Origin of the sequence: Treponema sp. UBA7570, from assembly GCA_002477955.1 — a bacterium.
GTDB lineage: Bacteria > Spirochaetota > Spirochaetia > Treponematales > Treponemataceae > Treponema_D.
This window is the reverse complement of the sequence record DLLE01000056.1, coordinates 51106-77754: the sequence shown is the minus strand read 5'-3', so window position 1 is coordinate 77754 and position 26649 is coordinate 51106. Positions and strand designations below refer to the sequence as shown.

Genomic DNA, 26649 nt, shown 5'->3' with positions numbered 1-26649 from the left:
CTTAGAATTTTATGATTTGTTTAATAAATTCACTTTCTTCTGCAAGTTTTCGGGCTTCAGCCAAACTGAGAGGAATTGTCTTGTAATTTTTTGTCCGTTCTTCGTAGTCCTTTTTGTCTTCTGCATAAGACTGAAAAAGGTTTTCTTGAACAGCAGGCTCTGGAACGAGATTTTTTTTGATTCCGTCGAGAGCTGCGTAAATCAAAAGTGTAAATGCAAGGTAAATATTACATTCGCTGTCAGAAGACCGGATCTGGATTTTTCCGTTTGGATGCTTTGAAGGAACGCGGATTGCACAGGAACGGTTTTGAGTTCCCCAGCAGATAAATTTTGGCGCTTTTGACTGTCCGATTCTTGAATAAGACTCTTCGGAAGGATTTAAGAAATATGTAATTTCTGACAAGTGCGCAAGAATTCCTGCCATAATAGCAGGCATTTTTTCTTCTTTATTTGCCGAAATATTGATGTGCATGCCGTTTCCCGGATAAACAGAAAGCGGTTTTGGCGAAAAATCAGCGTAAAGACCGTTTGAAGCGGCCTTTGTGCGGACAATCCACTTAAAAGTCGAAGCATTGTCGGCAGCCGTTTCTGCATCGGAAGCGCGGAAATCAATTTCGTTTTGGCCAGGACCTTCTTCGTGATGGCTGAATTCTGGAGTAATTCCCATTTGCTCGAGGGTAAAATCGATTTCGCGCCGGATATTTTCGCCCTTGTCTTCTGGAGCAATATCCATGTATCCAGCGTTATCGAAAGGAATTTTTGTATTGCGGCCGTTTTCGTCGAGCTTAAAAAGGTAGAATTCAAATTCAGTGCCAAATTTAAATTCAATGCCAAATTCGTCCTTCGCCTTTTTGACAGCCTGTTTTAAAATATGGCGGCAGTCTTTTTCGTAAGGAGTTCCGTCAGGATATTTAATGTCGCAGAACATGCGGACAACTTTTCCAGTTGAAGGCCGCCACGGAATTACAGAAAGAGTAGCAGGGTCAGGATGCAAGAACAAATCCGAAGAATGGGCTTCCTGAAAACCAGGAATTGCCGAAGCGTCAAAAGAAATTCCTTCCTTAAAAGCGCGAGGCAGTTCGCCGGCCATAATCGAAACATTGCGCTGTTTTCCAGAAAGATCAAAATATGCAAGACGAATAAATTTTACATCTTCCTCATTCACGTAGTCGATAACTTCAGATTCCATATACATATCGAAAACTCCATCGTCAGATAAAAATACAGCCAAAAAAATTATAAAGGAATCAATCTGTTTGTTCAATTTTAAAATTTTACAAACAAAAAAAATTGTTTAAAATGCACAAAAAAAATAGCAGAAAAAGGGCGGCTTTTTACTTCGCTTTGCTGCGTAAAAAACGGGCTATCCACAGTTCCGCTTTCGCTTCATTCCAAAGCGTTGCTTTGGAACGCTTCGCGCTGTTCCTATCCCTGCCGCACAAAAAAAATTCTAAAAAATCAGATTACATCTTTATTTAATTCCTAATTTTCTGTTAGAATAAACCTATCGGGGCTGTAGCTCACCTGGCTAGAGCGTTGCAATGGCATTGCAAAGGTAGTCGGTTCAAGTCCGATCAGCTCCAAAAAAACGAAAAATTGTTTTTCGTCAGAAAAATTTAAAAAGTAAAAAAATGCCGAACCGACTACCAAAATGAGCGCTGGCTGCGTGAGAGGTATATTTAAAAATGAAAATTGAAACAAAATGTCTGCATTCAGGTTATGAACCAAAAAACGGCGAGCCTAGAATGATTCCAATTATTCAGAGCACGACTTTTAAATATGATTCAAGCGAAGAAATGGGCAAGCTTTTTGATTTAAAGGCAAACGGTTATTTCTATTCACGCTTACAGAATCCAACTTGCGACATGGTTGCTGCAAAAATTGCCTCTCTCGAAGGCGGAACTGCCGCAATGCTTACAGGGTCTGGACAGGCTGCAAATTTTCTTTCGGTTTTTAACCTTGCAAACGCTGGCGACCACGTAATCGCTTCTTCTGCAATTTACGGCGGAAGTTTTAATCTTTTCAATGTGACAATGCGAAAAATGGGCATCGAGTTTACTTTTGTAAATCCAGACTGTTCAGACGAAGAGCTCGAAGCTGCATATAGGCCAAATACAAAAGCTGTTTTTGGAGAAACAATTGCAAATCCGGCGCTGATTGTTTTTGACATTGAGCGTTTTGCAGAATCTGCTCATAAACATGGAGTTCCGCTGATTGTTGACAATACTTTTGCAACTCCTATAAATTGCCGTCCTTTTGAATTTGGAGCGGATATTGTAACTCATTCAACTACAAAATATATGGACGGACATGATGCTACACTTGGCGGTGTGATAGTTGATCACGGCCAATTTGACTGGATGGCGCATGCAGATAAATTCCCAGGATTGTGCACTCCAGATGAAAGCTATCATGGAATTACTTATGCTGAAAGATTTGGAAACGCCGGAGCTTTTATTACAAAGGCAACAGCCCAGTTGATGCGCGATTTTGGAATGGTTCAGGCGCCGGTAAATGCTTATATGCTTAATCTTGGACTTGAGTCGTTGCCAGTTCGAATCGAGAGGCACTGCTCAAATGCCCAAAAAGTTGCCGAATTCTTGGAAAAGAATGAAAAAGTTGCATGGGTAAATTACCCAGGGCTTCCAGGAAATAAATATTATGAACGCGCAAAAAAATATATGCCAAAAGGAACTTGCGGAGTAATCAGCTTTGGAGTAAAAGGCGGCCGTAAAAATGCAGAAAAATTTATGGCAGGATTAAAACTCGGAATGATTGCAACCCATGTTGCCGACGCAAGAACTTGTTGTTTGCATCCTGCAAGTTCAACTCACAGACAGATGAGCGAAGAAGAATTGAACGCTGCCGGAGTTCCATCTGATTTGGTAAGGCTTTCTGTCGGTCTTGAAAATGCAGACGATTTGATTGCGGATATTTCGGAAGCATTAAAATCTGTATAAAAAACAGGTTCAAACCCTTTGTTTCAGCGTTTTGAAAATTTAGTTTTTACGTTGAAATATCGGAATAAAAATATTATTCTGCTTATATGAACATTTTTGCACTTTTTGCCTTGAGTTTTCTCCCCTTGGTTGCGGTCTTTTTTCTGTTTGTGATTTTAGTTCCGGGGCAAAAAAAAGTTCGGTTTGAAATTTTAGCCTGTATTCTTGGGCTTCTTGCTATTGTTCCGACATCATTTGTTCAGCATTTTATTTTGAATTTGCCGATTTTTACAGCGAGCACAGTTGTAAACCTTCTTGTTACGGCGATAGTTTTTAATGGCCTTATAGAAGAGTCTGTAAAAATGTTTTTTTTGTCGTTTTTGCCTTTTAAAAAACTGAATCTTTCATTTTATTTTTGCTGTGCTCTTCTTGCAGGAATGGCTTTGGGCAGCTTTGAATCCATAATTTACGTTATAAAAAAAATCAGCGGTGCCGCCGAGCCTCTTGGAACTCAGACTGTGCTGAATTTGTTAATTGCAAGGGCTTTTACAAGCGTGCTAATTCATACATTTTGCGCAGGATTGAGCGGGCTTTATCTGTGGATGTTCAAGAAAAAACAGACACATGTACTGCCTTTTGTCTGGGCCGTACTTTTGCACGGTGTTTACAATTTTTTTGCTGGTTTTTCAAACAATTTTTATTGGTTTGCCGTCATAGCAATTCTTTTTGCAATATTAGAATGTAGAATTTGGTACAAATACAACAATTTAAGCGATACAGGGGTTGACATAAAACACCATTGAATATAAACTATCTGAACACGACGCGGGGTAGAGCAGTTGGCAGCTCGTCGGGCTCATAACCCGGAGGCCGCAGGTTCGAGTCCTGCCCCCGCTATAACAGACCACTCAGAAATGAGTGGTTTTTTGTTTTTAAAATAGAGTTATATGAAAGCAAATAGATAGATAAAAATAATGTTGTTCTTGTATCTTGTTTTGTCAACCTCTTAAAAATTAAGGGTTATAGCTACTTTTTTTTGCAGGCATGTGCTTTTTGTCTTACGTGAATTTTTTCGTGTAATTTTATATAATTTGACAATGAATAAAGGAAATTCTTTTAACAATTTTTTTTTAGTTGTGTTTTCTTTGTTTTTGTTTTCTTGCAGCGATAGTTTATTGGATTCTCCTAAAAGCGAGGGGGGGGGTAACGATTCGGCAAATGTTGCGGATTCTATCGATTCGCCAGCTAATTTGACGGCCACGAACGGCGGTTTTAAGGCTATTGATTTAGGATGGAAGGCTGTAAGGGGCGCTAAAAGTTATCTGATTTTTGCTTCGGATTCGCCTTTTGATGAATATGAGCAGATTTGGGAAACTAGCGAAACTTCTTATTCGGTTTCTGTTCCAGCGGGAAAATCTCAATTCTATAAAGTTAAAGCTAAAAATTATAAAAATGTTCTTTCTTCTTTTAGCAATGTGGTTTCTGGTTCAAGTTTGGCAAGCCCTGTTATAACCGCGATTGAACAGAATGATGAAGGAAATTCTGCGACTGTAAACTGGTGGATGGAAAATTGCAATGATTCAACTTACGCAAATTTGATTCGCTATACGGTAAAAGTTTATTCAGCTGACGGCTCAACTGTCTTAAAGGAAGTTTCTGTGGCTGGAAACGAAACTCAGGTAACAATAGAAGGTTTAGAGCCAAAGACAAAATATTTTTTTTCGGTAGAAGCCTATATCATTTCTGCGCAGACAAATGTTGAATCCAGCGGCATGGTTGATTCAGAAACTGCAAGAAAACTGATTCCCGAAGCGCCTGCTAATCTCGAAATCGGGCAGGGAGTTTCTGCTGAAAAAATTTGCCTTAGCTGGAATTGTCCTCAATATGTTGATGTTAGTGCAGGAAACGGAATTTTTGAACAAAAACCGGTTTATTTTAAAATTTACAGAAAAAAGACAGATTCAACAGAGGATTATGTCGAAATTGCTCATTATATTGGCTCTGTTTTGCAAGGAGACAGTTCAAAAAATATCTTTAATTTTAACTGTCTTACACAAACTTGCAGCGACGAAAGGCTTAGAGTTGAAAAATCAACCGAAGAAGGAGCTGTTGCTTATGGAGATTACAAATATGTCGGCAAATCTAAAATTTTTTGGACAGACAAGACTGAACTTGAGCGCGGAGTTCAATATTCATATAAAGTTCAGGCTTTTGTTGACGATGTAAAAAAATCAATTAGTTCTGACAAATGTGCAGCAGAAGAAAATGGCTGGCTTATTTCGGTTCCGGTGCTGAGCGTAAAGGACAGCTACGAAATTGACGATTCCGGCTCAAAATACTCAAAAATAGTTTTTGGCTTTAACGGCGAATTTGAAACTTTCGGAAAAGACTATTCGTATATTTTGGTAGAAACAAAAACTGACTTTTCGGGCGAAAATTCTGTAGAAACGCAGTTTGAATTTGAAATTTTTGAAGATTTTCTTAAAATTGAGCGTAGTTTTGAAAATCCGAAGGAGCAAAGCGGATATTACAGCTACAAAATTTTTATTGCTCCAACAAAAAATAAAAATCCGGAAAGCGCATATACCTGGGCGAATGTTCCAGGAAAATTTGTTGTGACAGATGATTCAATGCTGGTTCCAAAAATTACAACTTTTGAAGTGGCGGACGGTTTTTCTGACAGATTTGAAATTCAGTTCAATTATATAGAAGAATATGAATATTATCTTTGCTGGATTCCTGTTGTGGATGGAGTTGAGCAGGAACAGCAGTATCTTTTGCTTCAAAAAGACGGTCTTAGCATAAGCGATGCAGAAAATGGCGAAAAAATTGCAAAATTTACTCACGAAGCGCCTGCCGGCGAAAAAAGAACCTATATTCTCGAAGTAGAAAATAACAAAATAACTGCGAACAGAGTCTGTCAAAATATTTCTGAGACTCTCGGTAAAGCAAAACTTTCTAATAAAGAAAAATTCTATGAGAAAATTCAGGTAGAATGGCAAAAAGTTCAAAAGGCCGATGAATATTTTGTAGAAGCGTTTTTTACCGAAAATCCGGAGAATGAAATTTCTGTCATGGAAGATTCAATTTTGAGCGAAGACGGAAAAACTTTTATTTGTACGATAAACGAACCTTCTGGCTGGAATGATGCGGAAATTTCCGGACAGTCTGTCACCGTAAAAGTCATTTCAAAAAACACTGGAACAGGAAATTCAACTGAAAGCACGATAGAAACTTCGACGATGGGACCTGCTCTTGTTAAATTGAATGCCGGAAAAGCGGACAGAGATTCAATGAGCGTAAGTTGGAAAAAAATTGACGGTGCTAAAGGTTATGTCGTAGGACGAGGAAAATGTTCAGACGGCTTGAGCGGACTTGTGGAAGCTGCGGATTCGTACTTTGTAAGTGCCGACGGAACAACTGTAAACATTGAAGGTTCTTTGGTTGAAAAAGAGCGTGTTGAAGTAACTTTTGAAAACGGAATTTTTACTTTGACGGACAAATACGTTGATACGGCCGAAAACGAAACTAATCAGATTGCCTACAAAAAAAATCAGTCAGAAATTGTCTGGGGATTGGAATACAAATATTCGGTAATTCCTGTTTTGGCGGAAGATGATTTTGTTTTTGAGGCTGAAAATTCAAAAATTAGGCTTACAAAACAGTCAAAAGTTTTATACGAAAATCTTGATTTTGTAAGCAACGGAACAACTGGTTATGGACTTGATTTAAAAGCTGACAAGGCCACAGACAGCGAAAAAATCGAAGTTACATGGAAACAGCCTTTTGGCTGCAAGTCAAAAACGCCATCGCTTTATATTCGCGAAAGCAAAAATTCTGACAGTTCCTGGAAATACTATGATAAAGAAAACCTTGAAAGATCTGACAAAGACCTTTATCAAACTCAGATTGTTCCGGAAAATTCTTTAGAAGCATACGATTTTCTTGTTGTTTACGAAAGCGCAAATTCAGAAATTTCGGCAATCCCAGTTTCTTTTGAAAAAAAGCTAAAAGAAACAATGGCGGAAGAAAGTCCTTTGGAGCAGCAGAATAAAGGATATACTCTTTCGTTAGATAAAATTTATGCGTATATTTCGGATTCGGGCTATGCCGAACAAATTAAATGGAAGACTTACGATTTTGACAAGCGAAAACTTGGGCCTGATTATTACGAGCTTCAAATTTTTAATTCGGACAAAGCCTGCGGCTGGACTACAATCGGAAAAATTGATGTTGATGTAGCCAACAAAGATTTTGGAAACAAAATTGATATTTCCGCATACGAAGATTCTGCTAAAGTCAAACGTGTTAACTCAGGAACGGCTTTAGTCGAAATTGAACCGGTTTTTGACCTGCAAGACGGACAAAATGTTGGCTCTGGCGGAACTAATACTTCTGGAATGTTAAAAGTTTTGCGAAATTTTAAGCATTATTACCGGCTTGTCGCATATAGAAAAATTAGCGAAGAAAAGACCGTAACTGCAGCTGTCGGAAGCGATTTTTCAGTTTATGGATACAGAAATATTACGGACGAAGAATTTGCAAAGAGCGTTTCCCTTGTTCTTGCGGATGCAATATTTCAGTGTGGAATTAGCTCTGGTGGAGAAAATTCTATTTCTGGAAATCTTGGAAAATTTACAATCGGTCATACCAGTGCAACTAAAACTGTATATTGGGGAACAGACGGAGCAGATTATCAGCACGTTTTTCAAGGCGGAAGCCCTTCTTCTGCAAATCCATTTGCAAGCTGTTTTATATTGAATTTTAAGGAAGTTGAACAAAGGTCAGCAGTTGACGGAAAAACTCTTTATCATCTTCCGGAAACGGAAATTACTGTAACAACGGAAAAATTTGACGGCGACAAGACATACCCAGATTCTTATTCTGGCAAATTTTCTATTTCTGTCGGAGATGCAGGTTATAAAGGTTGGACACCAGTAAGTGACGGAGTAAAAACTTCATGGATTTTAACAATCAAAAAAGATGGCAAAGTCGTAAAAAGCATTGCCGAAGAAAATAAAGAAAAATTTCTTGAATGGTTCCCTTACGATATTGGAACAAGCCACGGCTCAGAAGAAAAGACATTCAACAGCGCAATTCCGATTTATCAAAGTCCGTGGTGGGAGAGCAAATGAGAGAAAAATTCTTTATTCTAAAAAAAGTCTCGCTGGTTTTTGGTATTTTAACTGTTTTTTGTTTTTTTTCGTGTTCGGCATGGTTTCAGGACAAGGTTTCTATGCAGACGGACGGAAATTTTGTCAATCTTGGCGAACTTTTTAAAACCGAAACAAAAATCGAAAGCCTTGATTCTCCTGCGCAGGTTTTTGCAAGTCAAGGATTGTATTCGGATTCAATTAAACTTTCCTGGACAGAAGTCGAAAACGCTACGAGTTACAGAATTGAGCGCGCGGTTGTAAAAACTGCCGATCCGAGCGGAAAGTGGAATATTCCTGACGAATCCGAATTCAATTCTCTTGAAATTTACAGTGTAAATAATTCTTATACTGATGTGATTTTAAAAGAGCAGATTGAAGAAGAGGAATATTTTTATCACTATTTTTATAAAATTTATGCAGAAAATAAGGAAAAAGGTCTTATAAGCGAAGGCACAGACAACGTTTTATCGCAGACCCGCGCAGAAGGCTGGCTTTTTGCTCCTCCATTAAATCTGAATGCTTCAAAAGGAAAATCAACCTCAAAAATCAAATTGAGCTGGGATTCGGTAAGCGGCGCTTCAAGATACAAAATTTACCGTGGCGAAAACGAAAACAACGTCAGTTTTATAAAAACCGTCTATGGAAATTTAACATCGTTTGATGATTCAATTTCTTCAAAAGACCAGGGAACTGAATTTTATTACAAAGTTACAGCGGTAAATTCTTTGGGAATTGAATCCTCTTTTAGTAAATCGAACATGGGATATTCTTTGGTAGAAGGTGCTCCGGCTGTTAGCGAAAAAGTTGAAGTTTCCGACGGTTTTGGAACAAGCCTTTCAGAATTGAAAATAAAATGGAAAGAAGTTGAAAAAACTTCGGAAACTGCGGTTATAAGATACAATTTGTACAGAACAAGTTCAAAAGATTCGGTTTATAAAAAAATCGGTTCAAATTTGACGGCGACTTCTTATACAGACAAAAGCGTTTCTTCAGGTTTGGTTTATTATTATTTTGTGCAGACAGTTTGTCTTGACGAAGGGCTGGAAATAAAAAGCGCCTTTACAGAAAATTCAAATGAAAATTTTGGATTTTTGCTCAGTGCTCCTGCAGAAGTTGAAGTTGATGACGGCTCTAGTTCTGAAAAAGTTATTCTCGTTTGGTCAAAGGCAATTGGCTCTCAGTACAAAAATTTTACTTACAAAATTTATGTGAGCAGCAGTCAGGAAGATTTGTATTCTGAACTTATGAGCGGAATAGAAGGAATTGAAAACAAAAATGGTTATCTTGAGTACGAAATTGACAAATATCCGTATTTTAAAATTTCGACCGAAAATTCCGAAAGGCTTGAAAGTTTGCAGAGTTTTGCCGCCTCTCCAATGCCGGCTGCGCCTCAAAATGTAACGGCTTCAAAGACAAGTTTTATGAATTCGGACTTAGTTCCAAATTCAAACAATATTTATCCTGTAAAAATAACTTGGGAAAAACCGTCTCAAGACGAGCCTGCCGGTTATTACGTTTATCGTTCGGCAAAAACTGGCAGCGGTTTTAGAAAGTTGAATGAAAATCCCGTAACAGAGACAGAATTTATTGACGACAGCAGCGAAAGTCTTACAAAGGTTGGAGTTCCGTATTTTTATAAGGTTGTTTCGATAAATTCGCTTGGACAGGGAAAAAAGGGCAATAATCCACAGACTGAATACGACGATGCGGTTTTAGCGGGAGGGGACGCATTCAAAAATATAAAATGCCTTGGTTATGGAGCATTGACGCGCGATCAATGGTTTAGAGAATACAACAAAACCTGTATGAGCAGCCAGAAAAAACTTACTTTAATGCACAAACCAAACGATACGGACAAACTCGGAAGCGAAAGCGTAGAAGGAACAATTTCTGGAACTCTCAAATATACAGCAAAAATTGCGGGGCTTGGCGCGGAAATAAAAATGCCTTACACAAATTACGCAGATTTCTGGATAAACGACAATGAACAGCTTGGAGTTTATTTCTGTTTTGAAAGCGGAAGTACGGATACAACTTCGAATATGAGCGGAAACGGAAAAATGTCCGGAACAGTAAAATGCAGCGGAATGTATCCTGGCGAAGCTTATTACGGAAATTTGGAAATTAAGAGCGGTGCTGCTGGCGGCGGAACTTACGGAGTTAAAACCTTTGATTTGGAAGGAAACGAAATTCTTCCATCGGGAACAGTCGACTGGCTGGTAGGCGAAGAAGGAAGATAAAACTTTGAGAACAGATATTTTTTTTACGGTGAATGTTAATATGCTAAACACAGGAATGAAAAATATAAAAAAAACACTTGAATGTCTTATTTTTGTAGAATTGGTTTTTCTTTTTGCAAGTTGTTATGTGCCATCTCCGTTATACGGAACCTGGGCGGACAACAACGGAAATAAAATTTCTTTTGTTTCTGACGGAACCTTTGTTGCTACGATAATTGATTCAAATACAGAAGAAAAAACTGTAACTCAGGGCGATTATACGGTAGTTGACAACGTAATTTGCTTTTCGACGACAGACGGAGTTTCGATAAATACAGAATGGGATATTCGCGGTTCAATGCTGTACATAACTTGGACAAAAGGCGGAGTTACAAACGTAATGACACTTTACCATATATCAAAATAAGGCGGACAAAATGAAAAAATTCGCGTTTGCCTTTATATTGATTTTTAGTGCGTGCAGTTTATTTTCTCAAACAAGTGCGGAAAACGAAATAACTGAAAGCGAAACGAATGAAAATTCTTTAGCCGAAGAAAGCAAAAAAGAAAAAGTTGAAAAAACTCTTTTAGATGAAGAATTTTATTTTTCGTTTGACAATGGATTTGCACTTTTAAACGTACACAGAATTCAAAAAGAAAGCAAAAATGGCAATTTTGTCTGGCAAGATTCCTTGGCAGGATTATATTTTACGGCAAAAACAAAAAATTTATCATTATGCAATTTAAAGTTCAGAATGGAAGGGCTTTATCCGTTTTTGCATCAGTTTAATGGAATGAAGCAATTTGCCAAGCAGACGATTTTGTATGGATTTGATTTCTTTTTAGGACCGTATGAAGAATGGAGACCGTTTAAATATTTAACATTCAATTTTGCGCCTGGACTACATTATATGTACCAGTTGAGCGATGAATATCACTTAAATTATTTAGGAATTGCCTTGAACGCAGGAGTAGAATTTCCAGTTTTTGAGCGCTGGACATTTTTGCTTGACGGAACATTCAGCTGGGATAACGCAAATTTGGGCACAAACAAAGATATTCAGCCCTTCGACTATAGCTGGCAATGGCAGACAACCCTTGGCATAAGATATTCAAGAAAGCATTTGAACGGCTTGAACAGATAGGGCAATATTTTTATTGCCAAATTTTGCCGCGGATTTTTTTGATTTCGGAACGGATTTTTTTGAGCTTTAATTTGCGCTCTTTGCTGGCTTTTGTAGGCTTAGTTTTTATTCGTTTCTTTTGAATTGCAAGAGCTTGAATTATCCGGTTCTCTATTCGGCTCAGTGCAATTTGCCGGTTTCGTTCCTGATAGCGTTCTTCATCAACATCTAGAAAAAGACAAAAATCTTTGTTGATTATGGAAGAGAGTTTGCTTTTAAGGCGATTTTGTTCGCTTTCGTTTATTCCTTCGAGCAATTTCAATGGCAAAACTAGATGAACTTTAGTATTCACCTTATTAACATTTTGCCCGCCTTTTCCACCGCTACGAGAAAATGAAAATTGAGAATTATTTATTATAGAATTGTGAAGATCAGCCCTGTTCATTTTTATAACTACTTTAGAACATTATAAAGAAAGTCTAAGAAATTGCAATTTGGCAATATTTGCGCATTGTTGGAAAAAGAATATGATCGTGGTTAAGGCATAAAAAAACAACGCACATAGGAATGGAATCAACCCTGTATGCGTTGATATAACAAACTTTTATAAGAACTAGATTTTCTTGTTCTTGAAGTAGTCTAGCTGCCGTTTTCCGGAGCCTGCAAATTTTTTCGCGTTGGAAGCAACGGTGAACAGAGCCAAGGACGCAAGTGCGAGGTCTTTTGCGTCCTCGGCTCTGTCGTAAACTCCGTATTTGTGGCGTGTTTTTATGTTGAGCTTACAAAGGATAGCCATAGATATAAGGCAGATAGGCGAAATAAGAAGTACGGCAATAAAAAAAAGAACAAGGGCTTTTTCAAAATTGAAAGGAGCGATTATGAAAGGCAGCAGTACAAAAAACATTGCAACCAACATTGGTATCGCGGCGTTAGATGTCTTGTTATAAATCAGCCCGGTTAGTCTCAGCTCCTCAAGCTCCTCCTCTGTTTCGACGTTCTCCAGAAGGTACTCTATCTTTTCCCTCATTTTTGACTTATATGTTCTTACGGCATATATGCTGTAAAGAAAAAGTGAGATGACAACAACGTAAGCTAAAATTATAAGATTCTCAAGAGAAATAAGGCTTAAAAGCCCATAAAGAAACCTATCAATAAAATCCATATCAAATACCTCTTGTATATTATTTTTTTTATAAACTCTCTCCGCGGAACATCAGACAGTTGTTTTTCTTTTAATTTTGAATCCTTGTTTAAGGCAATGCCGCTTAAACGATTCCGGATTGTTTTTGAAATAGGCGATATTGGCGAGCATCTCAAAGGATTCGCCTTTGTTCAAGTCAGCGTAATCAACCGGAGATTCTTCAAAGGAGTACCAAGGGTAATTCTTAGCCACGATAATATGGTCAAGGAAAACCACGTCTACAAGACTGCAAAGCTGTCTGACACTGTTTGTCAAATCAAGGTCAATTTTTGAGGGAACCGGAGTGTCGCCGGGGTGGTTGTGAGCCAGAAGCAGAAATGAATAGTTTTTGTCCAGCATAATTTTTGCCACCTGATTTAGATACATATTAACACGGTTTTCTTTTCTGTCAGTTCCGACAAATCTGTGGTCGATGACATTCATCTTATCGTCAAATCCGATAATCATAATATCCTCCAGCTCGTAATTCTCCATTTCCTTCAGCAATGGCTCCACGAGCGTTATGTGAAGCAATTTCTCCATAGGCAACATTCTCCTGTATTATTTTTTTATAAATCAGCCTGCTTTTGGCAAGTCAAGCGATTGTCCGGTCAGCTTTTTGTATACTCCGGGCTTGTCCTGCTCCGCGACAAGGTAGCCGTAGAAAAAATCTTTGGCTATTGCCGGAGGCAGATGGCAAGCCTCGCCGATACGCTTTATTCTTTGAAGCAAATCTTGATGCGTGCAATTTTCAAAAGAGTTCATCCAGCAACTCCTTTTCCCACCCGCATAAAGTTTCATCATCATTTAATGATAATGCCGTTTTTTTTCGATTAGTCCATTTTGTACGCCATAAATATATTCTCCTTGCAGCTATATTAAGCTGCTAAGCAGGACGTATATTGTCCCCGGTTAAATTGTGAATAAAAATTAAAGCAAAGAGAATTTTAGAAGCAGTATTTATGAAAGCTGAGATGGAGTTATTTGTTTTTTTTGTTGCGAGTCGTACTGCAAAAAGAGAGTGTTTGGTGTTGGAGAAAATTTTACTGTTTTATTATTTGCGCCAGAAGTTGGCAAAAACAGAGTCTGCAAGTGCCATAAGCGATGAGCAGCTGCTTAGAGCACTTGCAGACCATCTAGGGTTTGATATTGTCGCAAGATAAAGCCCTAAATGCTTTGAAAAAAAATTGCTACAGGGTGGATGCCTGTAGCAAAGTCTAAGGAGGCGTTTATGTCTAAAAAACATAAGCGAAAACCGCTAACCAGCAAGAGGCTGAAAGCCTTTTTGCTGGACTTACTGAGAGAAGCCATCATAGCCATTATTGTGCAGCTCTTAGTAACATTTTGTTACAAGCTATTTAAAATAACTTGTAAGGGCTAGTTTTTTAGCATATACTCCAAAAATAGTTTAAGGGTTATTTTATGGAAAAGCAAGAGGTTTTAAAATTTTTAATAGGTTTCATCATCATTTTCGCGGCAATTCATTTTGCAAGAAGAATGAAGTAATGTGCGTGTCTTTTTATTATTAGAATTGGTTTTAATCATAAAAATCAGGGCTATGTTTTTATCGTATTCAGGGCGGACTGTCTCTCTATCGCAAGTTTCTTTTGTAATGTGTCATGTTGTGGCATAAAGAAGCACAAGCCTGTTTTTTAGAGTACAGCAACGTTTTTTTTCTGAGCCTGCGTTTAAACTTTGCCTTTTGTCGAAGGAATTTCCCCGTTTCTTCTTGGGTCGATTGCTGTTGCCTGGCGTAAGGCTCTGGCTGCGGCTTTAAAAAGCCCTTCTATTTTGTGGTGATCGGAACGGCCTCGGATTGTATCTAAATGAATGTTGCATTTTGCGTTTGCCGCAAATCCTTGCCAAAAATCTTCAAAGCAATCTGTCTGAAAAAGGTAGTCGTTTCCGTCTTCGTCGCGGCTCAAAAGCGGAATTCCTGTCAGCTGGGCGTTACATACGCAGTATGGGCGTCCTCCAAGGTCAACTGCCACTTGAGAAGTTGCATCTTTTCGTTCTTCTGTAGATGCGGATTCAATTAAATCAAAATCAACTCCGCATCTTAAAAGGCTTTCGTCCATAGGGTAGATAAAATAGCCTGTCCGAAAAATTCCTGCGCAGTTTCCAAGCGCTTTCGCAAAAGCCATTCCTAGGGCAATTCCAGTGTCTTCTATCAAATGGTGCTGGTCTACGTCCAAGTCTCCGGAAATTTCTCCGGAAAGGTCAAAAAGTCCGTGTTTGCAGAAAGAATTGAGCATATGGTTAAAAAAGCCGATTGGATTTTTTACAGTATATTTTCCGCTTCCATCGAGATTAAGAGTCAATTTTATTTGAGTTTCTTTAGTGTTTCGTTCAATTTCTGCTATTCTTTCCATAAAAAATGGTTCCTTAAGTGATTTTTGTAGGAGTAATTTTTTTTAATTACTGCATAACCTTTCTCAGTTCGTATTCGAGAATATCAGTTGCCCCAAGCTGATGCAATTTTGGGAGGAGAGTCGGAACTTCGCTCTTTTTTACGGCAATTTTTACTGCATAACCGTTGTCGCCAAAAAGTGGCGAAACTGTCGGGCTTTTCATTGCAGGAATTCCTTTTATAAGCGCATCAAAATTGTCTTTTGAAACGTTCATTTCGAGCATTACGCGGCTACGTGCTGCAAGAACTGCTTCAAAAAGCATTTTAAGCTCCATGATTTTTTGTTTTTTCTCAGGATCTTTTAACGCCTCTTTAGAAGCGTACATTCTTGTCGAAGATTCCATGATTGTGTCACAAATTTTAAGGTGATTTGCGCGCAAACTTGAACCTGTCGAAGTATTGTCTATCAAAATCTGAGCAAGAGCCTGTTCGTTGTCCTGAACAAATCCTTCTGAAGTTCCCCATGTGCGGAAAATTTTTCCATCAACGTTCTTGCCTTTTGCCCAAAAACGGCTCAAATTCTGGTATTCGGTTGCAATTGTAACCGGTTTTTTGAGAAGCGCGTCAAAATCTACGGTTTCTGGAACTGCAACGACAATGCGCACTGGATCAAAACCCAAGTCCATGATTTCTTCAACCTGATCTTGAACTCCGTTTTCAAAAACCCAGTCTTTTCCCGAAAAAGCAACATCGGCACGGTTGTCGGCAAGCAGCGCGCTGGAAATTTGCGGTTTTACAACCTGAAAAGCCAGGTCGTCCTGATTTGTAATCGGATAATATGTGCGGTCTGGCAAATAAATTGAAATGCCGACATCTTTTAAAAGTTCAACAACAGATTCGTAAATTCTTCCTTTAGCCAAAAGAATACTCAGTTTTTTCATAAAAAATCCTTTCGGGACAAACCCAATAAATCTTCTAATATAATAAAGAAATATAACGCAAAATTCAACTTTGAAGACAAAATACTGAATTAGTGATTTTTTTCCTTAAGCTCGCAATTTCTTGTGGAAATGCAATTTTTGGATTTTTTTCGAAAATATTTCAAATTGGGCGCAAATTGGTTTTAAAATATTCAAAAAGTCGTTTTTCTGTGCTAAAATTGCATATATTTATTTTTTCGAGGTAAAAAAATGGACGGCAAGGAAGAAATTCTTGAACTTTTGCGTGAAAATGCGCGTCTTTCTGTTGAAGACATTTCCGCAATGACGAAAAAAACTCCAGATGAGGTTAAAAAAATTATTGCCGAACTGGAAAGCGAAGGTGTTATTTTAAAATACGCCGCCATTATAAATCCAGAAAAAGACGAAGCGAATAAAGATAAGGTTGTTGCCGAAATTGAAATTCAGTGTCAGCCTGAACGTGAACACGGTTTTGATGCGCTTGCCGAACGAATTTACAGATTTCCGCAGGTTAAGTCGCTTTATTTGATGAGCGGTGGCTATGATTTAAAGGTTGTAATCGAAGGCGACAACTTAAAAGAAGTTGCAGGTTTTGTTTCGAGCAAACTTTCGACTTTGAACGGTGTACGTTCGACAAAAACACATTTTCTTTTAAAAAAATACAAGGAAAATGATGTTCTCTACGTTGAAGACGAAACTGACCGTCGCGAAGGAGTCATGGCATAAAAATGAACAACAGACCCGATAAATTTTCTAAATCAATGATGAACATTCCTCCGTCAGGAATCCGCAAATTCTTTGAAATGCTGATTGGGCATGATGACGTAATTTCTCTTTCTGTAGGCGAGCCGGATTTTCCTACTCCGTGGGTTATGCGCGAAGAAGCGTTTTATCATCTTGAAAAAGGCCACACTTCTTATACTTCAAACTGGGGCTTGCTTGAGCTTCGTGAAGAAATTTCAAGATATATGGAAAGATATGAGCTTTACTACAATCCAAAAAATGAAATTCTCGTTACGGTTGGCGCAAGCGAAGGAGTTGATGCTTCTTTGCGCGCAATTCTCAATCCTGGTGACGAACTGATTGTCGTTCAGCCTTGTTATGTAAACTATGTTCCTTTGGCAGAACTGTGTCAGGTTAATGTAATTCCAATTGATTCTGGTGTAAACGGTTATTATCCGACTGCTCAGCAGATTAAAGATGCAATTACTCCAAAAACAAAAGCTGTCATGATTTGTTCTCCAAATAATCCGACTGGAACTATGATTCCTGCAGAAGAGCTTGAAAAAATTGCAAAAGTTATCGTAGAAAATCAGATTTGGTGTATTTCGGACGAAATTTATTGTGAGCTTCATTATGAAGATGCACAGCATGTTTCTATTGGTTCGTTTCCGGGGATGAAAGATTACACGATTATTTTGAACGGTTTTTCTAAATCTTTTGCTATGACAGGCTGGCGAATTGGTTACATTGCTGCTCCTGCCGACCTTTTGCAGCAAATTGTAAAACTTCACGGTTATAACACGATCTGCGCGCCGATTTTTTCTCAATACGCGGCTGTAGAAGGCTTGCGCCACGGCTGGAAAGATGTTGAAAAAATGCGCATAAGTTATCAACAGAGAAGAAATTTAATGTACAAGGCTTTTTGCGATATGGGGTTGCCAGTTCCTGAGCCAAAAGGAGCATTTTATATGTTCCCGGATATTTCTTCGACAGGACTTTCTTCGGAAGAGTTTGCAACTAGACTTTTTCAAAAGCATAATGTCGCAGTTGTTCCAGGAAGCGTCTTTGGGCTTGGCGGTGAAGGGCATATTCGCTGCTGTTATGCAACTGGAATTGAAAAAATGAAAATTGCCCTCGACAGAATTGCAGATTTTGTAAAGGAACTAAAAGATTCTAAAAACTAAATTGTTTCGTTAAATTTTATATGCTGAGCGTCTTATGAATTTTGAAAGGCGTTCAGCATTTTTTTTACGACGCATCAACTTTCTTTAATAATTTTATAAGTCCGTCTTTTTGGATTAAGTCAATTGGACGGCCTTCGGAATATTTTTGCGCTTCATCGGTGTATGTTCCTGCTGTAAAACATATTCCTCGGTCAGCCTTGCTTTCGCTTACCTTTGCCTGAAAATCGCGGATAAAAAGCTCGCCAATTGAACCGGTTGTCCTATAAAAACGGAAAATTTCGGTATCTTCCCAACGGTTTGTGTCTACTGTAAGTAGAATTTCTACATGGTCTGGTTCAACAGAAATATCTTGTATTTTTACGAGCGCCCGCGGATAATAAGTCATTACTACTTTACGGCAAAGAGCTACAAAGTCCGAAGTGCTGCTCATAAGATAAATTTGAAGATTTTTGTTCTTATTTAATTCTCCATACCGGTTTAAAAGCTGTGCAACGTCTTTGTATGAAGGCGCCATTGTCTGAATTTCTCGCAAAAGCGAAATTCCTGTTGCAATATTTTTTGTTGCAAAACAGGCTTGAGCATAGCGGTAACGGAGTTCAAGAGCGGTTTCCGGAGGAATATTCTGATGTTTTATGCCGATTTCAAAGTCCTGAAGTGCTTTTTCGTATTGAGCTGCCTTTGAATGCATAAGTCCTGCCGCAAGACAGGATCGTGCTCCATATTCTGGATCTGGACGCAAGTGAAGAAATACTTTCATTGCCTTGTCGCCGTATCCACATTCCTGCATTGCATCTGCCATACTAAAAAGCGCTTCTTTGTTGTCTGGGTTTTCATCGAGTGCACGCCTTAAAAACGGCAACGATTCCTTAAAATGATGAGCATTGTACAAAGCCATTCCCAACGGCGCATTTACGTTGAGAGCGTCAGGTCTTGCAATGAGCGCTTTTTTTAAACAGGCGGTTGCCTTGTCATAATCTTTGTTTGCATAGAATGCGAGTCCGAGGTTGTAATTTACGTCAAAATTTGAAGGATTTATTTGAAAAGCTGCCGAAAGTCCGCGGAACGAATCTTGAATTTTATTTAGCTTAAAGGCGCAAATTCCTTGTCTTAAAGCTGCAAGAAACGGGTCAATCTGCGTATGGGCCGGTGCTATGTTTAGCATTGTGTCGTAAATCTGATATGCTTTTTCCCATGAGTGTTCGTTAAAATAAATATTTCCTAATGCAATCAGTCCATCGGGATTATGAGGATCCTGAGCAAGTTTCCGGGTTGCTTCACGTATAATTTGAGCACGTTTTTTTGTCTTGCCTTTTTTGCTTCCGGTTTTTCTTGTTCCAAAGGCGACCAAAATTGCTGCAAAACCGATTGCAATGGCGATTGCTATAACAAGGGCTAATGAATCCATATTGTCTATTATCGGCAAAAAAGGTCTAAAACTCAAGTTTTTACGAAAAACTTGAGCCTTTAGCGTAGTAGTTATGAAAAAAACATATATTATTTTTTTACAATGATTTTGTACATCGGTTTTTCGCCCGGGCACAGTTCCAAAATATGTTTTTCAGCTTCGAGAACTTCTGTCGGATCATGGGTCACGTGCAAAAGAGTTGTTGTTCCAGAATTTGCAACTGTTTCGAGCAGATCGAGAATTTTTTGGCGATATTGTTCGTCGAGGCCGTGGCATGGTTCATCAAGAATCATAATTTTTGGAGATTTTACAGCTGCGCGGATTATAAGAATTGCCCTCTGTTCTCCATAGCTCAAGTTTCCGAAAGATTCGTGTTCGCGTCCTTCAAAACCTGCCAGTTTTAACCATTTTTTTGCCGCGGCGATTTCCATGTCTGTCTTTTTTTCGTACAAACCGATTGAATCGTGAAAGCCTGAAATTATTACGTTTTCGAGCTCTGTGCCGCCTACCATTCTGTATTCAACATGAAGACGGTAACTTACGATTCCAAGATTTTTTTTGATGTCCCAAATTGATTCTCCAGTTCCTCGTTTTCGTCCAAAAAGCCAGACGTCGTTGCAGAAAACTTGCTTGTTGTCGCCAGTTATGAGTTCCAAGAGCGTTGTTTTTCCTGAACCGTTCGGACCGCGAATAAACCAGTGCTCGCCTGGAAGAACTTCCCATGAGAAATCCTTTAAAACTTCATGTCCGTCCCAGCCAACATTTACCTGATTCATATATACAAGAGAATGTTCCGCAGAAACCGTATTTTGCTGAGAAATCGAATTCTGTGCTTCGGAAAGCTCGCTCAAAAACGCCTCTTTTTCTGACTTTCGGTTCGCATTTTTTTGAATATTGCGCTGTTCTATGAGCTTTTCGTATTCAGCCTTTGTTCCGCAGAATGAAATTTTTTTGTCCGTAAATTCCAAAACATTTGTAATTGTCCGAGGAATTTCGTGGTAACGTTCCATTGCCATGATGATGGAAGTTCCGTTCAAACTCCCGCTGTTTTGTCTGCCTACCATTGTCTGGAAAAATTCCAAAAGAATTGAACGGCTCTGTGCGTCAAGACCAGCAAACGGGTCGCTCAAAATCAGCAATTTTTTTCCAGAAAGCAGCGCGCGGCATAAAAGTGTCCTGCGAATTTCGCCTGTCGACATAAATTTTAGTCCGCGGTCAAGAATTTTTTCGACTCCGCACAGTTTTACTTCCGGCAAAGTTTCCAGCCGTTCGCCGATTGCTGGCAAAGGGAGATGTCTGTGCTTTGCGTCAGGACCACCCAAAACTTCGCAGATAAATCGTCTTCCGGAACGGCCTTCATCAATTTTATTGATATATTCAGATTCATCCAAATCGCGTTCTTCCTGAATTAAAAGAGCCGCACGTTCAAGAGAAACTGTTTCTGTTGATTTTTCAAAAATCGTGTCTTCGACTTTATTTGTCTTGTTGTTTATAAACTGTTTTTCGCCGGCAAGAGCCTGTAAAAAATCTGCTTTTCCGCCGCCATTCGGCCCGATAACAAGCCATGCTTCTCCAGCTTGCATCTGCCAGTCAAGTGATTCAATTTTTGTTCCGTGCAAATCCTGAACACGCACGTCTTTTAGCGAAATAAGATTGTCATTCATAGAATAAAATTATAATGAAACACAAAAAAATATAAAAGTTGAACAAAAATTGTGCAGGCAAAAAAGTCTCTAGCGGACAAATTTTTTTTTATTTGTTAGAATGTGATTATGAGTGCAATTGATTTTTATGGCAACGAACCGGGAAACAGTAAATCTGTCGTATTTTTGTGCAGTTCTTCTTTTGGACGTTTTTTGTATAATTTGACGCTTTTTTTGCAAATTCCTAAAATTATAGGAGCATTTTTACGTTCACCTTTGAGCAAATTTTTTATAAAAGGCTTTATAAAAAAAAATAATATTGATATGTCGGCTTTTGCCGGCGTTAAATTCAAGTCGTTTAATGATTTTTTTACAAGAAAAGATAATTCTCGTAAGCCGGAATTGTCGCCAGAAACTTTGATTTCGCCTTGTGACAGCGCTCTTAGCGTATTCAATATAGAAGAAAATTCAACTTTTAAAATAAAAGGCTTTGACTATGCGCTTAAGGATTTTTTTGAAACAGATGAATTTGACAAAACTTTTTCTGGCGGAAATGCGCTTATTTTTCGGCTTGCTGCAACTGATTATCACCGCTATTGCTACATTGATTCAGGCTCGCTTGAAAAAAATCATTTTTTAAAAGGAAAATTGTATTCGGTTCAGCCGGTTTGCTGCCGGACTTTTAAAGTTTATACAAAAAACCGGCGCAGCTGGACGATTTTGCATACGCAGAATTTTGGAGATGTCGCCCAGGTTGAAGTAGGCGCATTTAGCGTAGGCGGAATAAAAAATCATCACGAAAATTACACTTTTTCTAAAGGTGAAGAAAAAGGTTATTTTGACCTTCACGGTTCAACAATCGTCATGCTTTTTAGAAAAAATACGATAAAACTTGATGAAGAAATTTTGGCTCAGACTGCAAATGGCAAGGAAATAACAGTAAGATACGGCCAGCCAATCGGTAAAAAAGCGTAATATTTTTATATTTTACACATTTTTAGCATATTTTATATATTTTTATTCAAAATCTCATCGTATTCTTTAATAGTGAATTTTTGAAATTCGCGGAAATTCTAAAAAGTTGCGGAACTTTTCGCATGGAGGTTCGCTTGAAAAGACTTCTAAAAAAATCATTTTTTGCAGTATTTGCTGTTTTTTTTGCATTCAGTGTGTTTGCAAAAGGGAGTAAAGAGTACGTGACTCAGGAAATTAATGCTTCGGAGCGCTGTCTGCCTGTTTTTTATGAAAACATAAAATCTCGCTGGACTTTTAAAATGGGTTACAAAGATGGCGTTGATTTTAACCAGTGGAAAAAAGAAGGACTCGAAAAAGCACGAGAACTTATTATTCAGGAAGATGACAAAACGCCGTTCGATATGGTTGTTTTGGAATCAGAAAAGCGTGACGGCTACACTGCCCAGAAAGTAGTTTTTAATATTTCTCAAGACAGCCGTGTTCTTGCATATCTTTTGCTTCCTAATGGGAAAAAAGGACAGACTTTTCCTGCCGCCCTTATGCTCCACGACCACGGTTCAAATTTTGCCATTGGTAAAGAAAAAATGGTAAGGGCTTTTTCTTCAGACAAGGCAGTAGAAAAAATTCTAAAAATCAAGAGCAACAAGGAAGCCAGCATTGAAGCTGCAAAACTTTCTCCAGAAAGCAAGGATTTGTACGAAAAAATCAAGAATTCAAAAGCCTGGGCAAATCAATACTTTTCCGACCTTTATCCTGGCGACGAACTTGCAAAGCGCGGTTATGTTGTTTTGAGCTTTGATGCGCTTGGCTGGGGCGACCGTTCAGTTAAAAATTTCAGCACAGGAAGCCAGCAGTCTTTGGCTTCAAATATGTTCAACATGGGAACAAGTTTTGCAGGACTTATTGCCCAGGAAGACTGCCGGGCTGCAAAATTTTTGGCAAGTTTGCCTCAGGTAGATAAAGAGCGCGTTGCCTGCATCGGTTTTAGCATGGGCGGTTTCCGTTCTTGGCAGCTTGCCGCAATCAGCGACGACATTAAGGCTGGGGTCTCTGTTTGCTGGTTTGGTACGATGAAAGGTCATATCGTAGAAAAAGATGGTCAGTTGAAGGGAAATTCTGCATATTCAATGTTGCACCCGACAATAGCAAAATTCCTGGATTATCCAGACATCGCTGGGCTTGCTGCTCCAAAACCAATGTATTTTATTGGCGGAGATAAGGACGCTGTAAATCCAAATGCAGGAACTGAAGAGGCATACGAAAAAGTTCATAAAATTTGGACTGCTGCAAATGCCGGCGACAAGTTAAAGACCGAAATTGTGCCTGGCATGGAACACGCTTTCCCGGCAGAACAGCAAAAAGCGGCTTTTGACTGGCTTGATAAGCAGTTTAAGTAGTCATTCATGTAAAATTTTATCGATTGCCTGCCGCATCTTTTTATAAGATTCGCTTCCGGAATACTGTATTTTTTGAATAAATCCGACTTCGTAAGAGCCGAGCGCGTTTCCGGCAGCGTGGCAGGTAAATCCTTTTTCATAAGGCCCGTTTGTAAGCACAATGTGAGGCACAAGTCCGATTCCTAGTCCGAGCTGAACCAATGCCATGATTGCTTCGTTTCCTTCGGTTTCGGCGGCGATTTGAGCTTTGACGTTGCGTGATTCTATCCAGCGGTCAAAACGTTCGCGGGCCAATCCTGTTTTTGGCAAAATTAGCGGTACTGAAGAGACAATGTCCTGAGGGCTGCCGCTCACTTTTTCGTACGGACCTCCAGTGCTTGCTGCAAAGACAAGAGGTGTGCTTCTTACAGGAATACAATCTATTCCGCTCAGCCCCGTTTCTGGAATTGCCGCAACGGCTACATCGGCTTCTCCGTTTTTTACAGCTTGAATTGCACCAGCAGGATCTCCCGTTTGAACATTTAAATGCAAGTCTGGAAAACGCTCCGCAACTTTCTGCAAAAACGGCGGCATAATTGAATAGCAGGCCGTTACAGAAGCATAAACTTTTAAGGTTCCGGTTATGAGAGATTTTGATGAATTCAATTTTGCAAAAACATCTTCCTTCTGTTGCAGGCACTTTTCCGCAAATTCGGCAAATTTCTTTCCTTTTTCTGTTAACGCGGCTTCGCGGTTATTGCGTTCAAAAAGCTGACAGGAAGTTTCGTCTTCTAGCCTTGTAATCAAACGGCTGAGGGCAGAAGGACTTAAATTTATTTTTTCGGCGGTTTTTGCAAAGTGAAGAGTTTTTGAAAGAGTTAAAAAAGCATTCAGTTCAAAAAAGTCCATAATTCAACCTCAAAAACCTTAAAATTGAAATTTTTAAAGGTTTTTTATACAATTAGTTACAATAATATATAAAAATTGCCGATAATAAAACAGAATCCGGAGGAATTAAAAATGAAAAAAACATTTATCGCTATGACAGTTGCCGCTTTATCATTCAATATTTATGCTTTTGATCCTGCCGCTGCTGTTTCTCTTTCTGCACCTGTTAAGGATTATACAAAAACCACTTATACGATTACTGAAAAATTTGGTGAGTATTATCGTTCTCCAAAGGCAAAATACCTTCATGTCTTTGACGCAAACGGAAGACAGACAGAAACTTCTGAATTTACGGCAAAGGGCGCAGTTGTTGACCGTTTAGTTTTTGCTTACGATGCTGCTGGAAATTTAACATCAACGACAGGATTTGATTCTGACGGAAAAATAAGCTGGAAAACAGTTACAGTTTACGATTCAAACGGAAACAAAACCGAAGAATCTGAATACAATGCAAGCGATATGCTCGTTAACAAAAGTATCTGGAAAATAAGCCCAGAAAAACAAAGCGAAGAAGCATATTACAATGCGGACGGAGCACTTCTCGGAAAAACAATTGTAAAATTTGACGATGCAGGACGCGACAGCGAAGTTTGTTCTTACAACGCAGACGGTTCTTTGCAGCAAAAACGCGTTTACACTTACAACGATGCCGGAAAACTTTCTGAAATTTCTTATCCTCTTTCTGATGGAACTGTTACTCAGAAAGTAGTATTCCGTTTTGACGAAAAATATTCGGTTACAGAAGAGCAGACTTACAACGAATCAAACAAACTTGTAAAGAGAATTATTTATAAATACGATGACAAAGGAAATGTTGCAAGAACTACAACCTATGCCGTTTCTCAGAAATTCGGAACAACTGTAAACGAACTCATCGACATAAATGAATATTCTTACACTTACGGAAATTCATCTTCTGCAAATTCGGACGCAAAATAATTTTTTTGATTTGTAAAAAACGTAGAATTGGCTTTTAATGGCTGGTTTTGCAAATAAACAAAAAATGCTGGAATTAGAACAAATGTTCAGTTTTCCAGCATTTTTTTTTGCTTTTTTTTCAATTACTATTACACTCGTTTTTATTATTCAATTGTACGGCTTATTACGCCACCGCCACGAATTACACCGTCAATATAAAGAACGGCCGACTGTCCTGGAGCAACTGCGCGCTGAGGTTCCTTAAAAGTGATTTTCCACGGAGTTCCAGAATAAACCGTTTTGTCGTCTTCAGAAGGAATATATTTTTCTACAACTGCTGCCGCTGGTCTGCTTGCAAGCCGAATTTTCACTAGCGCTTCGACAGGTTCTGATGGTTCAATTCCTGCCGGCCAGACAAAATCGTCTGCAATCAGGGCATTTGAATTTAAGTCGTCATTTTTTGCCAGAACAACCAAATTATTTTTTGCGTCAATGTGCTGAACGTAAGCCGGATAATTCAATGCAACGCCAAGACCTTTTCTCTGACCGATTGTGTAGTGTTCGATTCCTTTGTGCCGTCCAAGAACATGACCGTCCAAATCGATGATGTCGCCAGGAACGCTCGGTTTGTCGTTAAAAAGCATTTCAAAATATTCAGGCGGAATAAAATCCTGGCTTTCTTCGCGTTTTGCCGCTTCAAGGTTTGCCTGTTTTGCAAGTTCAAAAACCTCTTTTTTCTTCATAGATGCGAGCGGAAACCTTACTTTTTCGAGAAGTTCCGACGGCAGGCGGTAAAGAAAATAAGTCTGGTCTTTTGTTGAATCGGCGGCTCCGGCAATCATAGCAGGCTTTGCGTCTGTCCCAAAGATTCCGGTTTCCGGACGGACAACGCGCGCATAATGACCAGTGCAAAAATAGTCAAAATTGATTTTAAGTTCTTTTAATCCGGCAAGCAGCGCATCAAATTTTATAAAACGGTTGCAGCGAATACACGGATTTGGAGTGCGGCCGGCACGATATTCGCTTTTAAAATATTCAAGAACGACTTTTCTGTAAGTTTCTTTTACATCGATAACGTGATACTCAATGTCGTGTTCTTTGCAGAATTTTTCGCACTCGGCAATATTTTCTTCTTCTCCAGGACCATAGCAGGCTTCCCGAACCGGTTTGTCAGTCTTTACTTCTGGCAATCTTCCGTCCCAAATGGACATTGTTGCTCCAATTACTTTACACCCATTGTTTTTGAGCAAAAGAGCGGTCAAAGTTGAATCAACACCGCCCGACATTCCGACAACAACAGTATCGCCGGCTTTTGGCATATCAAGATTTATATAATTCATAAAAACTCCAAGAATTCTGATAGCAAAAATTAAACGATATAAAAAAAATAATCAAGGATTTTTATATTTCGGAGCGCATTTTTTGCAAAAGGAATATTTGCCAGACAGAACTGTCCAGTTGTCGCAAAAACCGGCTTTCCAGGGTTCCGCTTTCGCTACATCCGCTAACGCGGATGCTCCGCACCCTTCCAATCCGGGCTGCAAGCCCGG

23 protein-coding genes and 2 tRNA genes are annotated in these 26649 nt (G+C 38.9%); 14 read left to right on the top strand and 11 right to left on the bottom strand.

Annotated elements, in window-relative coordinates; genetic code table 11:
• Position 1 precedes the first annotated feature (1 nt).
• Positions 2-1195: a glutamine synthetase family protein gene (locus B4N75_RS07315; RefSeq protein WP_296019334.1), complete on the bottom strand. Its 1194-nt coding sequence runs from the start codon at positions 1193-1195 to the stop codon at positions 2-4.
• 314 nt (positions 1196-1509) lie between these two features.
• Here B4N75_RS07315 and B4N75_RS07310 point away from each other — a divergent pair.
• The 8 genes from B4N75_RS07310 (at position 1510) to B4N75_RS07275 (ending at position 11459) form a co-directional block, all read left to right on the top strand.
• Positions 1510-1583: transfer RNA gene (locus B4N75_RS07310), tRNA-Ala, on the top strand.
• 102 nt (positions 1584-1685) lie between these two features.
• Positions 1686-2960, top strand: a complete 1275-nt coding sequence (locus B4N75_RS07305; RefSeq protein ID WP_296692690.1) for an O-acetylhomoserine aminocarboxypropyltransferase/cysteine synthase family protein — start codon at positions 1686-1688, stop codon at positions 2958-2960.
• A gap of 86 nt (positions 2961-3046) precedes the next feature.
• The gene (locus tag B4N75_RS07300) at positions 3047-3742 is read left to right on the top strand and encodes a PrsW family glutamic-type intramembrane protease (RefSeq protein ID WP_296667647.1); all 696 of its coding nucleotides are present in this window, start codon (positions 3047-3049) and stop codon (positions 3740-3742) included.
• 21 nt (positions 3743-3763) lie between these two features.
• Positions 3764-3836 (top strand) — tRNA-Met (locus tag B4N75_RS07295).
• A 278-nt stretch (positions 3837-4114) separates the two neighbouring features.
• A complete protein-coding gene (locus B4N75_RS07290; RefSeq protein ID WP_296707020.1) occupies positions 4115-8074 on the top strand; it encodes a fibronectin type III domain-containing protein in 3960 nt (1319 codons plus the stop codon).
• Complete coding sequence (locus tag B4N75_RS07285) at positions 8071-10335, top strand: fibronectin type III domain-containing protein (RefSeq protein WP_296667644.1); 2265 nt, start codon at positions 8071-8073, stop codon at positions 10333-10335. Before B4N75_RS07290 ends, B4N75_RS07285 begins: the two co-directional genes overlap by 4 nt.
• 4 nt (positions 10336-10339) lie before the next feature.
• A complete protein-coding gene (locus B4N75_RS07280; protein WP_296707019.1) occupies positions 10340-10741 on the top strand; it encodes a hypothetical protein in 402 nt (133 codons plus the stop codon).
• A 10-nt stretch (positions 10742-10751) separates the two neighbouring features.
• Positions 10752-11459 (top strand): hypothetical protein, encoded by a 708-nt coding sequence (locus tag B4N75_RS07275; RefSeq protein WP_296667640.1) that lies wholly within the window; start codon positions 10752-10754, stop codon positions 11457-11459.
• A 10-nt stretch (positions 11460-11469) separates the two neighbouring features.
• Here B4N75_RS07275 and arfB read toward each other — a convergent pair whose 3' ends face one another.
• The 4 genes from arfB to B4N75_RS07255 form a co-directional block, all read right to left on the bottom strand.
• Positions 11470-11883, bottom strand: coding sequence for an alternative ribosome rescue aminoacyl-tRNA hydrolase ArfB (arfB, locus tag B4N75_RS07270; RefSeq protein ID WP_296019287.1), 414 nt, complete (start codon positions 11881-11883; stop codon positions 11470-11472).
• A gap of 168 nt (positions 11884-12051) precedes the next feature.
• Positions 12052-12600: a hypothetical protein gene (locus tag B4N75_RS07265; RefSeq protein WP_296707017.1), complete on the bottom strand. Its 549-nt coding sequence runs from the start codon at positions 12598-12600 to the stop codon at positions 12052-12054.
• A 51-nt stretch (positions 12601-12651) separates the two neighbouring features.
• The gene (locus B4N75_RS07260) at positions 12652-13161 is read right to left on the bottom strand and encodes a JAB domain-containing protein (protein ID WP_296707016.1); all 510 of its coding nucleotides are present in this window, start codon (positions 13159-13161) and stop codon (positions 12652-12654) included.
• A gap of 33 nt (positions 13162-13194) precedes the next feature.
• Complete coding sequence (locus B4N75_RS07255) at positions 13195-13383, bottom strand: hypothetical protein (RefSeq protein WP_296707014.1); 189 nt, start codon at positions 13381-13383, stop codon at positions 13195-13197.
• A 197-nt stretch (positions 13384-13580) separates the two neighbouring features.
• Between B4N75_RS07255 and B4N75_RS07250 the strand changes: the two genes are divergently transcribed.
• Entirely contained in the window at positions 13581-13781 is a 201-nt protein-coding gene (locus B4N75_RS07250; RefSeq protein ID WP_296667202.1) for a hypothetical protein, read from the top strand.
• A gap of 525 nt (positions 13782-14306) precedes the next feature.
• Here the strand turns inward: B4N75_RS07250 and B4N75_RS07245 are convergent.
• Both B4N75_RS07245 and hisG read right to left on the bottom strand, forming a co-directional pair.
• A complete protein-coding gene (locus B4N75_RS07245; RefSeq protein WP_296019279.1) occupies positions 14307-14990 on the bottom strand; it encodes an imidazoleglycerol-phosphate dehydratase in 684 nt (227 codons plus the stop codon).
• A 46-nt stretch (positions 14991-15036) separates the two neighbouring features.
• Positions 15037-15909 (bottom strand): ATP phosphoribosyltransferase, encoded by an 873-nt coding sequence (hisG, locus tag B4N75_RS07240; RefSeq protein WP_078930800.1) that lies wholly within the window; start codon positions 15907-15909, stop codon positions 15037-15039.
• Between the two features lie 249 nt (positions 15910-16158).
• Here hisG and B4N75_RS07235 point away from each other — a divergent pair, with 249 nt between their 5' ends.
• A complete protein-coding gene (locus B4N75_RS07235; protein WP_296019274.1) occupies positions 16159-16653 on the top strand; it encodes an Lrp/AsnC family transcriptional regulator in 495 nt (164 codons plus the stop codon).
• 2 nt (positions 16654-16655) lie between these two features.
• Positions 16656-17834: a pyridoxal phosphate-dependent aminotransferase gene (locus B4N75_RS07230; RefSeq protein WP_296707013.1), complete on the top strand. Its 1179-nt coding sequence runs from the start codon at positions 16656-16658 to the stop codon at positions 17832-17834.
• A gap of 64 nt (positions 17835-17898) precedes the next feature.
• Here B4N75_RS07230 and B4N75_RS07225 read toward each other — a convergent pair whose 3' ends face one another.
• Both B4N75_RS07225 and B4N75_RS07220 read right to left on the bottom strand, forming a co-directional pair.
• A complete protein-coding gene (locus B4N75_RS07225; protein WP_296707011.1) occupies positions 17899-19239 on the bottom strand; it encodes a tetratricopeptide repeat protein in 1341 nt (446 codons plus the stop codon).
• A gap of 89 nt (positions 19240-19328) precedes the next feature.
• The gene (locus B4N75_RS07220) at positions 19329-20903 is read right to left on the bottom strand and encodes an ATP-binding cassette domain-containing protein (protein ID WP_296707009.1); all 1575 of its coding nucleotides are present in this window, start codon (positions 20901-20903) and stop codon (positions 19329-19331) included.
• 108 nt (positions 20904-21011) lie between these two features.
• Between B4N75_RS07220 and B4N75_RS07215 the strand changes: the two genes are divergently transcribed.
• Together B4N75_RS07215 and B4N75_RS07210 are read left to right on the top strand one after the other, a co-directional pair.
• Complete coding sequence (locus B4N75_RS07215) at positions 21012-21857, top strand: phosphatidylserine decarboxylase (protein WP_296707008.1); 846 nt, start codon at positions 21012-21014, stop codon at positions 21855-21857.
• A gap of 221 nt (positions 21858-22078) precedes the next feature.
• Positions 22079-23254, top strand: a complete 1176-nt coding sequence (locus tag B4N75_RS07210; protein WP_296692665.1) for a dienelactone hydrolase family protein — start codon at positions 22079-22081, stop codon at positions 23252-23254.
• Here B4N75_RS07210 and ilvY read toward each other — a convergent pair whose 3' ends face one another.
• Positions 23255-24142, bottom strand: a complete 888-nt coding sequence (ilvY, locus tag B4N75_RS07205; RefSeq protein ID WP_296019251.1) for an HTH-type transcriptional activator IlvY — start codon at positions 24140-24142, stop codon at positions 23255-23257.
• A 111-nt stretch (positions 24143-24253) separates the two neighbouring features.
• Here ilvY and B4N75_RS07200 point away from each other — a divergent pair, with 111 nt between their 5' ends.
• Positions 24254-25120 carry a hypothetical protein gene (locus tag B4N75_RS07200; protein ID WP_296667224.1) on the top strand — a complete coding sequence of 289 codons (867 nt, stop codon included), beginning with the start codon at positions 24254-24256 and terminating at the stop codon, positions 25118-25120.
• 143 nt (positions 25121-25263) lie between these two features.
• On the opposite strand, the gene mnmA is transcribed toward B4N75_RS07200, so the two are convergent.
• On the bottom strand, positions 25264-26439 hold the full coding sequence (gene mnmA / locus B4N75_RS07195) for a tRNA 2-thiouridine(34) synthase MnmA (protein ID WP_296692662.1): 1176 nt from the start codon (positions 26437-26439) through the stop codon (positions 25264-25266).
• Positions 26440-26649: the final 210 nt, after the last annotated feature.

Excerpts from the sequence above, each read along its gene's own strand:
- B4N75_RS07255 (WP_296707014.1), bottom strand. The coding sequence starts at position 13,383 with ATGAACTCTTTTGAAAATTGCACGCATCAAGATTTGCTTCAAAGAATA.
- ilvY (WP_296019251.1), bottom strand. The coding sequence starts at position 24,142 with ATGGACTTTTTTGAACTGAATGCTTTTTTAACTCTTTCAAAAACTCTT.
- B4N75_RS07225 (WP_296707011.1), bottom strand. The coding sequence starts at position 19,239 with ATGGATTCATTAGCCCTTGTTATAGCAATCGCCATTGCAATCGGTTTT.
- B4N75_RS07250 (WP_296667202.1), top strand. The coding sequence starts at position 13,581 with ATGAAAGCTGAGATGGAGTTATTTGTTTTTTTTGTTGCGAGTCGTACT.
- B4N75_RS07300 (WP_296667647.1), top strand. The coding sequence starts at position 3,047 with ATGAACATTTTTGCACTTTTTGCCTTGAGTTTTCTCCCCTTGGTTGCG.
- B4N75_RS07265 (WP_296707017.1), bottom strand. The coding sequence starts at position 12,600 with ATGGATTTTATTGATAGGTTTCTTTATGGGCTTTTAAGCCTTATTTCT.
- arfB (WP_296019287.1), bottom strand. The coding sequence starts at position 11,883 with ATGAACAGGGCTGATCTTCACAATTCTATAATAAATAATTCTCAATTT.
- B4N75_RS07305 (WP_296692690.1), top strand. The coding sequence starts at position 1,686 with ATGAAAATTGAAACAAAATGTCTGCATTCAGGTTATGAACCAAAAAAC.
- B4N75_RS07200 (WP_296667224.1), top strand. The coding sequence starts at position 24,254 with ATGAAAAAAACATTTATCGCTATGACAGTTGCCGCTTTATCATTCAAT.
- B4N75_RS07315 (WP_296019334.1), bottom strand. The coding sequence starts at position 1,195 with ATGTATATGGAATCTGAAGTTATCGACTACGTGAATGAGGAAGATGTA.
- B4N75_RS07215 (WP_296707008.1), top strand. The coding sequence starts at position 21,012 with ATGAGTGCAATTGATTTTTATGGCAACGAACCGGGAAACAGTAAATCT.
- B4N75_RS07260 (WP_296707016.1), bottom strand. The coding sequence starts at position 13,161 with ATGGAGAAATTGCTTCACATAACGCTCGTGGAGCCATTGCTGAAGGAA.
- B4N75_RS07220 (WP_296707009.1), bottom strand. The coding sequence starts at position 20,903 with ATGAATGACAATCTTATTTCGCTAAAAGACGTGCGTGTTCAGGATTTG.
- B4N75_RS07245 (WP_296019279.1), bottom strand. The coding sequence starts at position 14,990 with ATGGAAAGAATAGCAGAAATTGAACGAAACACTAAAGAAACTCAAATA.
- B4N75_RS07285 (WP_296667644.1), top strand. The coding sequence starts at position 8,071 with ATGAGAGAAAAATTCTTTATTCTAAAAAAAGTCTCGCTGGTTTTTGGT.
- hisG (WP_078930800.1), bottom strand. The coding sequence starts at position 15,909 with ATGAAAAAACTGAGTATTCTTTTGGCTAAAGGAAGAATTTACGAATCT.
- B4N75_RS07230 (WP_296707013.1), top strand. The coding sequence starts at position 16,656 with ATGAACAACAGACCCGATAAATTTTCTAAATCAATGATGAACATTCCT.
- mnmA (WP_296692662.1), bottom strand. The coding sequence starts at position 26,439 with ATGAATTATATAAATCTTGATATGCCAAAAGCCGGCGATACTGTTGTT.
- B4N75_RS07235 (WP_296019274.1), top strand. The coding sequence starts at position 16,159 with ATGGACGGCAAGGAAGAAATTCTTGAACTTTTGCGTGAAAATGCGCGT.
- B4N75_RS07275 (WP_296667640.1), top strand. The coding sequence starts at position 10,752 with ATGAAAAAATTCGCGTTTGCCTTTATATTGATTTTTAGTGCGTGCAGT.